The organism is Mesorhizobium sp. B2-3-7 (genome assembly GCF_006442695.1).
GTDB lineage: Bacteria > Pseudomonadota > Alphaproteobacteria > Rhizobiales > Rhizobiaceae > Mesorhizobium.
Genome location: NZ_VFVV01000010.1, coordinates 215,300 through 229,732, shown reverse-complemented (window position 1 = coordinate 229,732; position 14,433 = coordinate 215,300). Strand labels below are relative to the sequence as shown.

Genomic DNA, 14,433 nt, shown 5'->3' with positions numbered 1-14,433 from the left:
GGCCATGGCGCTGGCATTGCAGAGTTTTGCAACGGTGAAAGACGCCAGCGCGGCGCTGAAAGCCGCCGGCACGCGCTATCTCGGCGGTGGCACGCTCGTCTTGCGCGCCGCCAATGAGGGCGACGTTTCGGTCTCCGGCCTTGTCAGGTCGACCGACCCGGCCTTGTCGGTCATCACGGTCTCCGGCGGCACGATCCGCATCGGCGCTTCGGTGACCATGGCGGCGATCGCCCGCCATCCCGAGCTCGGCCAGCTTGCCAAGGCCGCGCGTGCCGTTGGCGGTCCGGCGATCCGCAACATGGCGACCGTCGGCGGCAATCTGTTTGCGCCAAGCCCCTATGGCGATTTCGCAGTCGCCCTGCTGGCGCTGGACGCCATGGTGAGCACCAATGACGGCGAAATGCCGATGGAAGCGTTTCTGGCCAAGCGGGGCGGGAGCCGCGCGATCGTCACCTCGGTCAGCTTCACGCGGCCGGCGCAGGGAAGCTTTCGATTCGTGAAGGTCTCGCGGGTAAAGCCCAAGGGCGTCTCGGTGCTCAGTATCGCCGCTATCCTGGAACAAGCCGGCGACGGCACGATATCCTCGGCGCGCATCGCGCTCGGTTGTATGGCCGACCGGCCGATGCGAGCCAAGACAGCCGAAAAAGCGCTGCTCGGCAGGACACTGGACGCGGACGGCATCGCTTCGGCACTGGCCGCCGCGGGCGACGGCACCGCACCAATCACCGACCCGATCGCCAGCGCCTGGTATCGCGCGCAAGTGCTGCCGGTTCATCTCGGTCGGCTGCTGCTCAGCTAGTCACATTCGGGGCGCGCGCTTGCCCTGCGGGGCAGGCGCGCAAGGAGGAAGAATGGCAAAGGTTCCCGTCCAGTTCACGCTCAACGGTTCTGAGAAGGCCGAATTCGTCGAAAGCGGCACCACGCTGCTCAACGCCTTGCGCGACAAGATCGGCGACACTTCGCCGAAGGGCGGCTGCCATCAAGGCACCTGTGGCGCCTGCTCGGTGATCGTCGACGGTGAGCTCCGGCTGTCCTGTCTGACGCTCGCCGAAACCTGCAACGGCGCTGCCATCACCACCACATCGGGTCTTGCCGAAGGCGGCGTCCTGCATCCGCTGCAGCGCGCCTTTCTCGACGCCTTCGCCACCCAATGCGGCTTCTGCACGCCGGGCATGCTCATGGCGGCCAAGGTGTTGCTCGACCACACGCCCGATCCCAGCCGCGACGATGTCGTCGAAGCGCTGTCGGGCAACATATGCCGCTGTACAGGCTACGAGCCTATCATCCAGGCGGTGCTCACCGCCGCTCGCGCCAACTCGCAGAACGCGGCCTGAGGGAAGCAAGATGGAACTGCGCAAAAGCTATTTTTCGGACGTCCGCAAGGATGACCTCAACGAGATCGGTCAGCCGAGGCCCCGCTCGGATTCGCCCGGCCATGTCACCGGCAAAACCGCCTATTTCGCCGACCGCAACTTTCCCGGCATGCTGCATCTGAAGATGGTGCGCAGCCCGCACCATCATGCCCGCATCCGATCGATCGATACGTCCGAAGCGGAAAAACATCCGGGCGTGGTGAAAATTCTCACCGCCAGGGACGTCCCGCACAATGTCTACACCATCCTGATCCTGATCCAGATCGGGCCGGAGGACGAGGCGGTTCTGGCCGACGGCAAGGTGCGCTGGAAGGGCGAGGCCGTGGTGGCGGTGCTGGCCGAGACGGAGCGCGCCGCCCAGGAAGCCGCGGCCAAGGTCAAGGTCGACTACGAGGTGCTGCCGGCCGTCTTCGACATGGAGGAAGCGCTGAAGCCCGGCGCGCCCCTCGTCAACGAGTATCACGGCCAGAACTACTATCTCTATGACAGCGGCGAGTGCCGCAAGGTGCGCTTCGGCGATGTCGAGGCGGGGTTTGCCGAGGCCGACTACGTCCTCGAACAAAGCTACCAGTCCTCGCCGATAGAGCATGCGCCGACCGAGACCACCGGCTGTATCGTGGCACCGGAGGGCAATGACCGCTTCACCTGCTATACCAACACGCAGGCGATGTTCTTCACCCTCGACAACACGTCGATCATTTTGCAGATGCCGGGCAGCAAGCTGCATTTCGTCGGCGGCACGGTCGGCGGCGGCTTTGGCGGCAAGGTCGATGTCATCGTCGAACCGATCGCGATCCTCGGCGCCAAGCTAACAGGGCGACCGGTCTGTTTTACCTACAGCCGCGAGGAGGAGATGCAGATCTCGTCACCTCGCGCGGCCGAAAAGGTCGTCATCAAGGACGGCGTGATGAAGGACGGCCGCATCGTCGCGCGCAAAGTCACCGGCTACACCGACGCCGGCGCCTACTCCCGCCATTCGCCCTATGGCGCCCAGAAGGGCGCGGGGCACTATCCCGGCCCCTACACCATCCCCAATGTCTGGATCGACACGTACTGCGTCTACACCAACCGCACCCCCTCCTCCGCCATGCGCGGCTTCGGCGTCACCATCGGTGACTTCGCGCTGGAGGTGCAGATGGACAAGCTGGCGCGGCTGATCGGCATGGATCCGCTCGAATTCCGCTTCATCAACGCCTATCGCGACGGCGATATGAAGGCGCATCGCCAGCCGACCGAAGGGGCGGCCCTCATAGAGTGCATGCAGGAGGCTTCGCGCGCCGCCAACTGGCCCGTGGCCGAGAAGTACATGGCGATGTCCTCCTACGCGAAGGGAGCTTGAGATGGCGATCAGGCGCGGACGCGGCGTTGCCGCGATCAATTATCCCACGGGCATGAACCTTGGCGGCGATCCCACCCAGGCGCTGGTGCATTCGACCCCAACCGGCAATTTCATGGTGACCCTATCATCGGTCGATCTCGGCCAGGGCATGAAGCAGATCATGGCGCAGATCTGCGCCGAGACAATTGGCGTGCCGACCGACCGCGTCGTCGTCGACACCGCCGATACCGACACCGGCCCGCACTGCATGGGCACTTTCGCCTCGCGCGGCACGCACCGCGCCGGCAACGCCGTCATCCAGGCGGCGAGGGAAGCCCGCCAGGTGATGCTGGAAGTGGCCGCGGAGGAGTTGGAGGTCAACGCCTCCGACCTCGAGACCGACGGTCAGGGCAACATATTGGTGAAGGGCGCGCCGCAGAAATCGATCTCGATCTTCGACGTCGCTCTGTCGGCGCATTTCAAGCGCGGCCGCTCGATCTCGGGACGCGGCATGTTCCTCATCCCGCGCTCCTATCCGGAGAAGGAGACCGGCGCGATGAAGCCGTCGACCTGTTACGCGCATGCCTGCACGGTGGCCGAGGTCGAGGTCGATGACGAGACCGGCGAGGTGACGGTGCTGACGGTGAAGAACGTCTTCGAGATCGGCCGTGCGCTGAATCCCAAGATGGTCGAGCAGCAGCTGGTCGGCGGCTCCTGGATGGGCATCAGCCATGCGCTCTACGAAACGACCGAGCCCTATTATCCTAACCGTGACCACGGCGGCACCGACTTCAACCAGTATCTGATGCCAGGTCCCGGCGACCTGGCCGAAACCGAGATTATCGTGCTGGAGCGGCCCTCGGCAGATGGTCCTTACGGCGCCAAGGGGCCCGGCGAAATGTGCGCCAATCCACAGATTCCGGCGGTCGCCAATGCCGTTTTCGACGCTGTCGGCGTGCGCATCGACACGCTACCGATCACGCCGGAACGCATTTTGCGTGCGCTCAAGGCGCAAGCGACGACCTGAGGACCGACATGCCCGAGGTAAACGCCGAAACGGTCGCGACTTCGCCAGAAGCGGTCGCCGAGCGCCTCGCTGCCTCGCATTATCTGGCTGATGAAAGCCTGGCGACGGCCATCTTCCTGGCGATCCGGCTGGGCAAGCCGCTGCTGCTCGAAGGCGCTCCGGGCGTCGGCAAGACGGAAGCGGCCAAGGCAATCGCTGGGCTGCTCGGCCGCGATCTGGTGCGGTTGCAATGCTATGAAGGCATAGACGCCGCGCATGCGCTCTATGAGTGGAACTACCAGCGCCAGCTGCTCGCCATCCGCCATGCCGGCGAGCAAGAAGTCGATATCTACGACGACCGCTTTCTGATCGCCCGCCCGCTGCTGCAGGTCCTGAAGGCGCCGGAGCAGCGCATCCTGCTGGTCGACGAGATCGACCGTTCCGACCACGAATTCGAGGCGCTGCTGTTGGAGTTTCTTTCCGACTTCCAGATCAGCATTCCCGAGCGCGGCACCATCCGCGCCACCGCACAGCCGATCGTCATCCTGACCTCCAACCGCACCCGCGAACTCGCCGAAGCGCTCCGGCGGCGTTGCGTCTATCACTGGATTGGCTATCCCGATGCCGAGCGTGAGGCGGCCATCATCATGCTGCGCGCCGGCGATGTCGCAGAGGCAACGGCACGCGCCGTGGCCACAGCCGTGCAGACCATCCGCGCGCGTCCACTCGCCAAACCGCCCGGCATCGCCGAGGCGGTCGAATGGGCCAATGCCGCGACCATTCTCGAAAAAGGCGGCAGTCCATGGCCGGAAGCCTTCCGCCGCGCCATCGGCGTGCTGATCAAGGACGAGGAGGATCTGTCCTACATCGCGCCCGAGCTCGGCCGGATCGTCGACGAGGTGCTGGCGTGAGCCGCGACGTCATTCAGCAACGCGGGCGGGACAGCGCCCCCCTCTGTCCTGCCGGACATCTCCCCCGCGCCGCAACGCCCTTGCTCAGCTTCGCTCGCCTGCTGCGCCGCTACGGCTTCGCTATTGCCCCGGAACAAGTCTCCCGTTTCATGCAGGCCGTGACCCTGCTGGGGCCGCGCTCGATGGCGGACATCCGTGAGGCGGCCCTGGCCACACTAGCGCCGCCGCCTGACCGCCGCGACGAATTCGAAGCGCATTTCCAGAGCCATTTCTATGGCAACGCGTCAGCTGTGATCGAAGGCGATGCAGACGAGGAAACGCGCATCAAGGATGATGGCGGTGCCGACGACGAACGGATCGAGGCCGAGCAGAAACAGGAAGGCGGCGAGTTGTCTTCTGCCCTGGAGCAGTTGAGCTCGCGCGACTTCCAGCGCGACGACGACAGTCTGACCGCGTTTCGCCGAAAGCTGTCATCGGCCCTGCCCGCCCGATGTTCCTTCCGCACCGTGCGTACCCATTCGCGCGGCAAGCTCGACCTGCGCCGCTCGCTCAGGGAAATCGTCGGCGCAGATGGCGATGTCCCCTCGCCGCTGCTGCGCCGCCGCCAGACCGTGCCGCGCAAACTGCTGCTCTTGATCGATGTCTCCGGCTCGATGAAGCTGCACACCGCCGACTATCTCAAGCTGGCGCATGCCGCCGTCCAGGGCGCGGACCGCGCCGAGATCTTTACCTTCGGCACGCGGCTCACCCGCATCACCTCGGCATTGCGCATCCGCGACCGCGATCAGGCGCTGGCGCGCGCGGCGGCCCAGGTCGACGATTGGGATGGCGGCACCCGCATGGGACCGACCCTGCTGGCATTCCTCTCGGTGCCGCGCTTTTCGTCGTTCACGCGCGGCGCCGCGGTCGTCATTCTCTCCGACGCGCTGGAGCGCGGCGACCATGCCGAACTGGAGATTGCCATGCGCAGGCTTAGCGCCCGCGCCTTCCGGCTGTCGCTGGCGACCCCGCTGGCCGGCGATCCGCGCTTCCAGCCGGCGACAGCGGCGCTGCGCGCCATCCTGCCCGACCTCGACGATCTGGTCGACGGCTCGTCGCTGGCCGGCCTCACCGATTTCATCCTGTCGCTCGCACGCCCCGCCCCGGCGGCCGCGACCATCTGGAAAAGGGTATCGTGATGCAGAAAGCCATCGACGCGCATTTCCACATCTGGCGCCAGAAGGACCAACCATGGCTGGTCGGCCCGATGGTGCCGCGCATCTTCGGCCCTTACGAACCGATCCGCCGCGACTATCCGATCGATGAATTTTTGGCCGACCAAAAAGGTTCGGGCGTCGAAAAAGCCGTTTATGTCCAGACCAACTGGGCCAAGGAGGATTTCGAGAAGGAGGTCGCCTTCCTGCAGAAGACCGCTGACGAGACCGGCTGGCCGCACGCCATCGTCGGCTATGCCGACATGACGGTGGACGATGTCAGGCCGCAGATCGACCGGTTGATGAAATACAGGCTGCTGCGCGGCGTGCGCATGCAACTGCACTGGCACGAGACCCCGGCCTTCCGCTTCGCCGCCTCGGCCGACCAGGTGATCGACCCCAAGGTCCGCGCCAACGTCGCGCGGCTGAAGGATTACGGCCTGTCCTTCGACCTGCAGCTCTTCCCCGCCCAGATGAAGGACGGGCTGACGCTGGTCGGCGAAAACCCGGAGACGAATTTCATCCTGACCCACGCCGGCATGCTGACCGGCATGGAACCGGAAACCACCGAAGCCTGGAAGGCCGGCCTGCGCACACTGTCGGCGGCGCCCAATCTCTACGCCAAGCTGTCTGGCCTCGGCACCTTCGTTCACCGCAACGACCCGGCGCTGATCGCCTACATCATCGACAATGCGATCGATATTCTTGGCAGCGACCATCTGATGTTCGGCTCGAACTTCCCGATCGAGAAGCTCTGGACCGGCCACGCCGAACTGATCAAGGCGCACCGCGATGCGGTGGAGAAGCATGGCACGGCGGCGGAAGCCGACATTTTCTGGAACGCGGCGGAGAAGGTTTACAGGCCGGTGTAGCGCGTCTTTCCTCACTTCACCTCGAACTGTGGATCGACCGGGATCTGCATTGCCGTCACCAGATGGTTGGTCTGTCCCGCCAACCCGATGATCGACACCAGTTCGCCATGCTGTGCATCTGTCATGCCCTTGGCGCGCGCCGCCGCGGTGTGCGAATGGACGCAATAGGAGCAGCCATTGGCGGTCGACACCGCGATGTAGATCATCTCCTTGGTCAACGGATCGATCGCACTGTCTGCAACCATCACCGCCTTGAGCTGTTCCCAGATACGCTTCAGCGCCGCAGGATCATTGGCCAGCCCGCGCCAGAAATTATTGACGAAATCGGATTTGCGCGTCGCGCGGATGTCGTCGAACACCGCCTTTAAGGCCGGGATTTTCTCCACCTCGGCATCGCTCAGGAGTCTGGTGGTGGCCATGGTGTTTCCTTTCGTTTTTCAATGCCGGACGTTTGAATCGGACGCTGAACAGCCGCCGCCAATCCATTCACTTCATTCGCCTATTCGCCTTTTGCGACGCAAACGGCACCGCGAGGGTATGTCGAGATTCAAGTCAAGCTGGCGTTTGCAGGCCGGCCTCACCTGAATACCGACACACTCTCTAATGCACCGCCGCATACATAATCTTCTCCTCCGTCGCCTCGGCCGGCGAAAACTCCTCGACGATACGGCCCTGGCGGCAGACCAGGATCCGGTCGGACAGGTTCATGATCTCCGGCAGGTAGGACGAGATGACGACGACGGCCAGACCCTCGTCGGCCAGCCGGTTGATGATCTGGTGGATCTCGGCGATGGCGCCGACATCGACGCCGCGCGTCGGCTCGTCGAAGATGACCACGCGCGGCTTCTGCACCAGCCCCTTGCCGATCACCACCTTCTGCTGGTTGCCGCCGGAAAGCTCGACCACGCGCGCATTGTCGTTGATCGCCCTGATGTTCAGCGTCTTGGTCCATTCGGCGGAGAGCGCGCGCATCTCCTGCTGATTGATCACCCAGGCCGTTTCGCGGCCGGCTGCCAGCAGCCCGCCGAACAGGTTCTCGGCAATGCCCATCGTCTCGAAAATGCCTTCGCTCTTGCGATCCTCCGTGACGTAGACGATGCCGTCGGCTACCGCTTCGCTCGGCACGAGATAGCGCACCGGCCTGTCGTCCAGCTCGATCGCCCCGCCGCGCAGGAAATCGCGTTTGTAGATGCCGGACACGATTTTGAACGTCTCGGTACGGCCGGAGCCGATCAGCCCGAAGACGCCGGTGATCTGGCCTTCGAAGATCGAGAACGAATTGTTGCGCACGACATTGCTCATTGAGATGTCCTGCACCGACAGAACTTTCTTGCCCGCCTTGCGCAGCCTGGCCTCGTCTCGCTGGCGATAGATCTGCCCGGACAGCATGCGCCCGACCATGGCGGCAACGATCCGGTCGCGATCGAAGGTCGACGTGTCGTCGGTGATGACCAACTCGCCGTCGCGCAGGATGGTGATGCGGTCGGCAATCAGCAGCGCCTCTTCCAGCGCATGGCTGATGAAGACGATGGAGACGCCGCGCGCCTTGAGCCGCCGGATCAGCGCGAAGAAGTGCCGCTTTTCCTCCGGCGTCAACGTCGCGGTCGGCTCGTCGAAGATGATGATCTCGGCATTGTGGTGCACGGCGCGCGCGATCTCGACCATCTGGCGCTTGGCCGCGCCAAGCGTCGCCACCATGGCGTTCGGGTCGACCGGAAAATTCAGCGACTGCAGGAACTGCTGCGCGGAAATGTAGGTGCCGCGCAGCCGGTTGAGGAATTTCTCGGTGCCGAGATAAAGATTCTGCGCCACCGTCATCGACGGCACCAGGCTGGTCTCCTGGAACACCATTGCGATGCCCGCCTCGAGCGCCGCATGCGGCGAGGCGTAAGCGATCTCGCGTCCCTTGTGGAACATCTTGCCCGAACTGGCGTCGACCACTCCGGCGATGATCTTGGTCAGCGTCGATTTTCCAGCGCCGTTTTCGCCGAGCAGCGCATGGATCTCGCCCTTGCGCAATTCGAAGCTGACATTCTTGACCGCGGGCACGCCGCGATAATTTTTGGTGATGTTCTCCAGGCGCACGATCGGTTCCATCAAACCCCCCCGGCATCGACAGCCAACACGCAGTCGCCGCCCTTCGAGGCGACGAACAGTTCGCCATCTTTTTCAACCACGCTGCAAATGCCGTGACGTATGCCGTTGGCGCGGCTGTGCAGGCTGAACCGAGGCTGCATGTTCTGGTCGAGCCTGACCACCAGACCGTAGGAGCGGCTCGGCGACCAGGGCTTGTGGATGCCCATCGTGCGGATGCCGCCGCATTGCAGCGGTTCGAGGAAGCTGCGGCTTGAGGCCAGAGCCGGTGCGATCCAATAGGCCGGCGGCACCTGCTCGATCATGTCCTGACGGTAATGCGTCTCCTGCAGCACGAATTCGATCAGCCGGTTGCGCGGCGCAAACAGGGTCAGCCAGGCGCCGCCATCGGCTGCCGGCGACAGCCGCGCGGGATAGCCGGGCAGATGGGTCAACACCGTCGAGCGGCTGCCGCTTGCCGCCTCGAAGCGGATGAACTGATGGCGCCAGCTCTCGCTCACCAGCACATCCCTGCCGATGGGATGGAGCCCATAGGGAAAGGCGATGGCGCCGGCCACCTTGCGGAAGGTCCTGCCTGCCGCATCCTGCTTCCAAAGCGATCCGGACGCGCCTTTCTTCATCAGGTCGGCCGCCCATTGTGATGGTGCGAATTCGGCCGAACCATTGGCCAGCCACAGAGCGCCGCCATCGGCATAGGCGAGCGCGTTGATGCAGCTGACACCGGCCGGTAGCGAAACATCCCTGCCGCCGACCAGCAGCTTGCCGCTTTCCAATCCGACCGTCAGCTCGCCCGATGGCGAGAGCGCCAGCGCGGAAATGGTGGACGAAAAGGTCTCGACCAGCTTGGGCGCGGTTCCGGCGGCAATCGAATAGACTGCGTTGCCGCTGGAAACGAGCAGCTTGTCGCCAGCACTCAGCAGGTTGTCCGGTTCGGCCAGTTCGGCAAAAGCCGGCGCATCGTCGAGCTGCGTGTTGGGTCGGAAAGCGCCATCCAGCGGCGGGATGGTGACGGCCTTGCCGCGAAAGATATCCAGGACCGGATCGAGGATCATGGCTTTGCTCCCCAATAGGAAGCCGGGCTGGTCCAATTCGGGTCGGCGCCAGCAATCTTGTAGCGGCCGATGCGGTTGTTGAGGATGCCGCCGACGAAGAGATATCCCTTGTGCTCACGCATCGAGGTGACCATCGGATGCGCGCCGCCCGAGAGGTCGCCCATCGCTTCGACGATGTCGCCCTCCTCCGTGAATTTCACCACGCCCCCGGTGTTGATGTTGGGGAACAGCCATTCGTCCTGCGGCAGCCGCCGTGTCATGCGCTTGCGCATGTCGGGATGGCGCAGCGACAGGTCGAAGCTCGGGGTGCGCATGCCGAGCCACGCCATCCAGTAATTGCCGTCGGAAGCGCGGTTGATGTTGTCGGGGTAGCCCGGCATGTCCCGGATGACGCATTCGGCGGTGCCGGCCTTCGGCCCTTCCAGCCAGTAGCGATGCACACGGCAGGCCCAGCTCTCGGCGAAGAACAGCGACTTGCCATCATGCGCCATGCACACGCCGTTGGTGTAGCGGTAGCCGTCGAGCAGCGTCCTGGTCGATCCGTCCTTCGGATCATAGACCAGCAGGCGGCCGGTGGCGCGGTTCTCGATCGAATCCAGCGCCCAGTCATGCGCGTCGTAGCGCTTGGTCGAGTCGGTGAAATAGATGCGGCCGTCCGGTGCAATGTCGCAGTCGTTGGGATCGCGCAGCCGTGCGTCGTCGACGACCGATGTCCAGGAGCGCGACGTTTCGGCCGACAGGCGTTTGACCTCACGATCGGGCGAGACGGAATAGAGCCCCATGGCGCCGACACAACTGATCAGATTGCCTGATTTGTCGAAGGCAAGGCCGAGCGGAAAGCCGCCGATATGAGCGAACACTTCCGACTTCACATAGTCCGGTGCGAAGAAGCGTACGATCTCGCCATGGCGCGTGCCGCAATAGAGGTGGTCGTCACGGTCGAGGATGACATCTTCCGGTCCCTCCAGTTCGCCGAGCCCGATATGGTCGGCGCCCGACAGCCTGTCGTCGAGTTCGTATGATGTGCCGGAGCCGGGCGCCGCCGACTGCGTCTCGCCCATCCTGAGATAGACCGGCGCGACATAGACCTCGTTCAGCACCTTGTGGCGGTTCTTCAGCCAGCGGATGTCGATCGTCACCGCCACCGCCAGCATGATGCCCAGCACCATCTGGTTGGTGCCGGTACCGTAGCCCAGCCTGATCAGGCCGTTGGTCATGGTCAAAACGATGATGGCGCCCATCAGCCCCTTGATCACCGAGCCGCGCCCGCCTCCGAGGCTGACGCCGCCGACCACCGCCGCGGTCAGCGCCATGATCTCGAGGTTGAGGCCGGTGCCCGGCCCTGCTCCGCTCAGCCGGCAAGCTATGAGGAAGCCGCCGATCGAGGCGCAGAAGCCTGAGAAGACATAAGTCATGAACACGGTGCTGCGCACACGGATGCCGGCATTGTGGGCAGAGCGCCGGGAGCCGCCAACCGCCAGCACATGCCAGCCGGGCCGCGAGCGCGTCAGCGTGATATGAGTGACGATGGCGAGGATAATGGCCAGCCACACCGAGACCGACAGGCCCCAGAAGGTGCCGTCGCCGATGAAGTCGAGCACATCGGAGGTGGCTTGGGACAGCTGCACATCGGCGGCATAGGTGGTGACCAGGATGTCGAACAGCGCCCGCCCGAAAATGAAGGTCACCAGCGTGGTGAGGAAGGCGCGCAGCCTGAGGTATCCGACGAGATAGCCGTTGACGGCGCCGAAGACGAGGCCGGCGGCAAGCGAAGCGGCCAGCGCCAGCCAGATCGACTGTTCGAGGATGAAGAAGACATAGACGGCCGAAAAGCAGGACAGCGCAAAGATCGAGCCGACCGACAGGTCGATGCCGCCGCCAAGCATCACCACCGTCATGCCGGTGACGACCATCGAGAATTCACCGAGCTGGCGGGTCGATTCCTGCAGCGAGGTCAGTTTGAAGAAGCCCGGAATGATCGAACCGAACACGCCGAGTGTTGCCACCAGTGCCAGGAAGGGAATGGCATTGTCGGTCCAGCGCTTGGTCAGTATCTCGCCGACCAGATGGTCGGGCACGAGATTGTAGCGCCAGGCCTGGAGGCGTTCGCGAAAGGACATCAGGTCACTGCTATTGCGAGAGAAGAGAAAAAGGTGGCCGGGTAATCGCTCCGGAGCAATTCTCAACTTCGCCGCTGCCCCTCATCCGCCTGCCGGCACCTTCTCCCCGTGAAGACGCCCCCTCTCCCCGTTTTCACGAAGAGAGGGTAAGGTGAGGGGCAGCGCTGAGGTTGGCGATTGTCCACGTACAACCCGGCCGCCATGTTGATATCAGGCGTAAACTCGCGACCTACTTCGCCGCGGCTTCCGCTTGCAACGCCTTCAGGTCCCAGCAGCTGTCGGGCTTGAGGTCGGCCTTGGTCGTCGCCTTCTCCAGCGTGTAGATGTAGGTGTGCGACGTGCCGGCCGGCTGGCCGCTCTGCAGCAGGAACTTTATGATGGCATTCATGTCGCCCGACTGCCGGGCAAGGTCGGTCATGACAACCGCGCCATAAGTGCCGTCCTGCAGCTTGTCGCAGTCGGCCGCCTTTTCGCCGCCGCCGGTGGTGACCAGGAAAACCTTGCCGTCGAGCTTGGCGTCACGGATCGCGGCCGACGCGCCGGTAGCATCACCATCCCAGAAGTCGATGATCGAGCAGATGTCGGGGTTCTGCTGCAGCATCGTCGTCGTGACATTGCGCGAGGTGGTCGCATCCCAGTTGGAGTCGGGCTTGGCCACGACCTGAAACTCGGGATGCTTTTCCAGTACCTTCATGATGCCGGCGTACTGATAAAGGCTGGAGGAGTTCGCTTGATCGCCCTGCACAAGGCCGATCTTTTTGGACGAGTTCTCGCCGCAGCCCTTGATCGCGGCTTCCGCCTCGAGTTGGCCGAGCCGGTCCCAATCGCTGCCGACAAAGGCATCGGCCGGGAAATTGGCGGGATTGTCGACCAGGATCACGTAGGTGCCGGCTGCCTGCGCCTTCTTCATCAGCTTGGAGTAGGAATTGAGGTCGGGCGCGTGGATGATCAGCACGTCAGGCCTGGTGTCGGAGGAGATGGCATCGGTGATCGCCTGCGCGCCGGCATCGACGACCCAGTTCGGATCGCGCGTCTCGAACGTGCCGCCCCAGGCCTCGACTTCGGTCTTCAAATAGTGCGCCCAGCCCTGCGCCAGGTCGAAGCCCATCGCCAGCGGCACCAGCATGACGCGTTTGCCCTTGAGTGCCTGCGCATAGGCAGCGGGGCCCGGATCGTCGGCAGCGAAGCTCGGCGCCACGAACGCGGTGACCGCAAGCGCCGTCGCGGCGGCCATCAATGTTTTGATCAGTTTCATGTCACATCCTCTGGTTGGTCGTTGTTATTTACGGCCGGCCCCAACCGTCCGCTTTGGTCTAGTCTTCCTGTTTGAGCATGATCTTTTCCGAAAAGTTCCCACTTTTCGGGATCATGCTCTAGATGTCGCCCTGCTGCGCCGTCTGTTCGTCACGCGGATTGATGATGCCGTCGACGATGATGGCACCGAGCAGGATCGCCGCCTTGATCAGGTTTTGGTAGAGCAGCGGAATGTCGATGATGGTCATCGCATTGAGCAGGATGCCGATCAGCGCCGCTCCGACCAGCACGTTTCGCACCCCGCCTCGTCCGCCCGAAAGCCCGATGCCGCCGATCACCGCCACCAGCACGATGTCGTAGAGCAGCGTCGAGTTGACGACGCGGGTGTTGATCGAATGCAGGCTGGCCGCTGTCAGCAGGCCGGCGATCAGCGCGACGAAGGCGGAAAGCACATAGCGCAGCACCAGCATCGGCCGCACTGGAATACCGATGTTGCGCGCGGCGACCGGATTATCGCCGGCGAAATAGATGTAGCGGCCCCATTTGGTGTAGCGCAGGAACAGGAAGAACAGGAAAGCCAGTGCAGCGAAGACGAACACCTCGATGGGAATGTCGAGGAAGCGCAGGCCGCCAAGCAGTTCCACCCAATGGCCCTGCGGCACCGGAACCGCATCCTGCGTGATCAGTTGCGAGCGCACATAGCCGAAGACGAAGGAGCCGGTGGCAAGCGTCACGAAGATCGCCGGCACGTCGGCGTAAGCGACGAGAAAGCCGTTGAGCAGGCCGATGGCGAGCACGCTGGCCAGCACATAGGCGAAGGCGAGCCCGTCAGGCGTTCCTGAATTCATCAACTGCAGATACCAGGCGACCGACATCGCCATGATCGCCACCGCCGAGAGGTCGATGCCACGGCCAATGATGACGACCGCCATGCCCAATGCCAATATGCCCAGTACCGAAACCGAACGAACGATGGCAACGAGATTGTTCGGAGCGATGAAGCCCGGCAGGCCTATGGCCGCGGCAATGAACAGCATCACCGCTATGGCAAAGACAATACCTTCCTGGTTCAGGCTCTTGAAACTCGGCCGACCGATCGCGTTCATTGTCTGTCTTCACCCCGGCGGCAGCGCTGCCGCCCCTGGGAAGAAAGCTAATCGGCTCAACGTCGGTTCGTCAAATGAATCCGCGTTCAAAACACGGACTGCCGACGAGACTCGCGATGTGGACGCATTGATTG

At 63.6% G+C, this 14,433-nt stretch carries 13 protein-coding genes; 7 read left to right on the top strand and 6 right to left on the bottom strand.

Annotation, left to right across the window (positions count from 1 at the left end; genetic code table 11):
- The first annotated feature begins 4 nt into the window (after positions 1–4).
- From FJ940_RS20885 to FJ940_RS20855, 7 genes are all read left to right on the top strand, one after another.
- A complete protein-coding gene (locus FJ940_RS20885) occupies positions 5–799 on the top strand; it encodes an FAD binding domain-containing protein (protein WP_140499860.1) in 795 nt (264 codons plus the stop codon).
- A 52-nt stretch (positions 800–851) separates the two neighbouring features.
- The gene (locus FJ940_RS20880) at positions 852–1,334 is read left to right on the top strand and encodes a (2Fe-2S)-binding protein (RefSeq protein ID WP_140499861.1); all 483 of its coding nucleotides are present in this window, start codon (positions 852–854) and stop codon (positions 1,332–1,334) included.
- A 10-nt stretch (positions 1,335–1,344) separates the two neighbouring features.
- Positions 1,345–2,712, top strand: coding sequence for a xanthine dehydrogenase family protein molybdopterin-binding subunit (locus tag FJ940_RS29030; RefSeq protein WP_140499863.1), 1,368 nt, complete (start codon positions 1,345–1,347; stop codon positions 2,710–2,712).
- Position 2,713: 1 nt separating this feature from the next.
- Positions 2,714–3,718 (top strand): molybdopterin cofactor-binding domain-containing protein, encoded by a 1,005-nt coding sequence (locus FJ940_RS29025; RefSeq protein ID WP_140521560.1) that lies wholly within the window; start codon positions 2,714–2,716, stop codon positions 3,716–3,718.
- A gap of 8 nt (positions 3,719–3,726) precedes the next feature.
- Positions 3,727–4,608 carry a MoxR family ATPase gene (locus tag FJ940_RS20865; RefSeq protein WP_140515853.1) on the top strand — a complete coding sequence of 294 codons (882 nt, stop codon included), beginning with the start codon at positions 3,727–3,729 and terminating at the stop codon, positions 4,606–4,608.
- Between the two features lie 101 nt (positions 4,609–4,709).
- A complete protein-coding gene (locus FJ940_RS20860; protein ID WP_181167242.1) occupies positions 4,710–5,786 on the top strand; it encodes a VWA domain-containing protein in 1,077 nt (358 codons plus the stop codon).
- Entirely contained in the window at positions 5,786–6,673 is an 888-nt protein-coding gene (locus FJ940_RS20855; protein WP_181167212.1) for an amidohydrolase, read from the top strand. The genes FJ940_RS20860 and FJ940_RS20855 overlap by 1 nt, the downstream gene beginning before the upstream one ends.
- Before the next feature lie 11 nt (positions 6,674–6,684).
- Here FJ940_RS20855 and FJ940_RS20850 read toward each other — a convergent pair whose 3' ends face one another.
- The 6 genes from FJ940_RS20850 to FJ940_RS20825 form a co-directional block, all read right to left on the bottom strand.
- Positions 6,685–7,092 (bottom strand): carboxymuconolactone decarboxylase family protein, encoded by a 408-nt coding sequence (locus FJ940_RS20850; protein WP_140499869.1) that lies wholly within the window; start codon positions 7,090–7,092, stop codon positions 6,685–6,687.
- A gap of 181 nt (positions 7,093–7,273) precedes the next feature.
- Positions 7,274–8,770 (bottom strand): sugar ABC transporter ATP-binding protein, encoded by a 1,497-nt coding sequence (locus FJ940_RS20845; RefSeq protein ID WP_140657766.1) that lies wholly within the window; start codon positions 8,768–8,770, stop codon positions 7,274–7,276.
- Positions 8,770–9,819 (bottom strand): hypothetical protein, encoded by a 1,050-nt coding sequence (locus tag FJ940_RS20840; RefSeq protein WP_140657764.1) that lies wholly within the window; start codon positions 9,817–9,819, stop codon positions 8,770–8,772. Before FJ940_RS20840 ends, FJ940_RS20845 begins: the two co-directional genes overlap by 1 nt.
- On the bottom strand, positions 9,816–11,939 hold the full coding sequence (locus tag FJ940_RS20835; protein WP_140657762.1) for an SMP-30/gluconolactonase/LRE family protein: 2,124 nt from the start codon (positions 11,937–11,939) through the stop codon (positions 9,816–9,818). The genes FJ940_RS20840 and FJ940_RS20835 overlap by 4 nt, the downstream gene beginning before the upstream one ends.
- Before the next feature lie 229 nt (positions 11,940–12,168).
- Positions 12,169–13,194 carry a sugar ABC transporter substrate-binding protein gene (locus tag FJ940_RS20830; RefSeq protein ID WP_140562376.1) on the bottom strand — a complete coding sequence of 342 codons (1,026 nt, stop codon included), beginning with the start codon at positions 13,192–13,194 and terminating at the stop codon, positions 12,169–12,171.
- A 118-nt stretch (positions 13,195–13,312) separates the two neighbouring features.
- Positions 13,313–14,299: an ABC transporter permease gene (locus tag FJ940_RS20825; RefSeq protein ID WP_140515863.1), complete on the bottom strand. Its 987-nt coding sequence runs from the start codon at positions 14,297–14,299 to the stop codon at positions 13,313–13,315.
- Between the last annotated feature and the right edge of the window lie 134 nt (positions 14,300–14,433).

Bases quoted from the DNA above. Each gene is read 5' to 3' on its own strand.
- FJ940_RS20885 (WP_140499860.1), top strand. From the start codon at position 5: ATGGCGCTGGCATTGCAGAGTTTTGCAACGGTGAAAGACGCCAGCGCG.
- FJ940_RS20880 (WP_140499861.1), top strand. From the start codon at position 852: ATGGCAAAGGTTCCCGTCCAGTTCACGCTCAACGGTTCTGAGAAGGCC.
- FJ940_RS29030 (WP_140499863.1), top strand. From the start codon at position 1,345: ATGGAACTGCGCAAAAGCTATTTTTCGGACGTCCGCAAGGATGACCTC.
- FJ940_RS29025 (WP_140521560.1), top strand. From the start codon at position 2,714: ATGGCGATCAGGCGCGGACGCGGCGTTGCCGCGATCAATTATCCCACG.
- FJ940_RS20865 (WP_140515853.1), top strand. From the start codon at position 3,727: ATGCCCGAGGTAAACGCCGAAACGGTCGCGACTTCGCCAGAAGCGGTC.
- FJ940_RS20855 (WP_181167212.1), top strand. From the start codon at position 5,786: ATGCAGAAAGCCATCGACGCGCATTTCCACATCTGGCGCCAGAAGGAC.
- FJ940_RS20850 (WP_140499869.1), bottom strand. From the start codon at position 7,092: ATGGCCACCACCAGACTCCTGAGCGATGCCGAGGTGGAGAAAATCCCG.
- FJ940_RS20845 (WP_140657766.1), bottom strand. From the start codon at position 8,770: ATGGAACCGATCGTGCGCCTGGAGAACATCACCAAAAATTATCGCGGC.
- FJ940_RS20840 (WP_140657764.1), bottom strand. From the start codon at position 9,819: ATGATCCTCGATCCGGTCCTGGATATCTTTCGCGGCAAGGCCGTCACC.
- FJ940_RS20835 (WP_140657762.1), bottom strand. From the start codon at position 11,939: ATGTCCTTTCGCGAACGCCTCCAGGCCTGGCGCTACAATCTCGTGCCC.
- FJ940_RS20830 (WP_140562376.1), bottom strand. From the start codon at position 13,194: ATGAAACTGATCAAAACATTGATGGCCGCCGCGACGGCGCTTGCGGTC.
- FJ940_RS20825 (WP_140515863.1), bottom strand. From the start codon at position 14,299: ATGAACGCGATCGGTCGGCCGAGTTTCAAGAGCCTGAACCAGGAAGGT.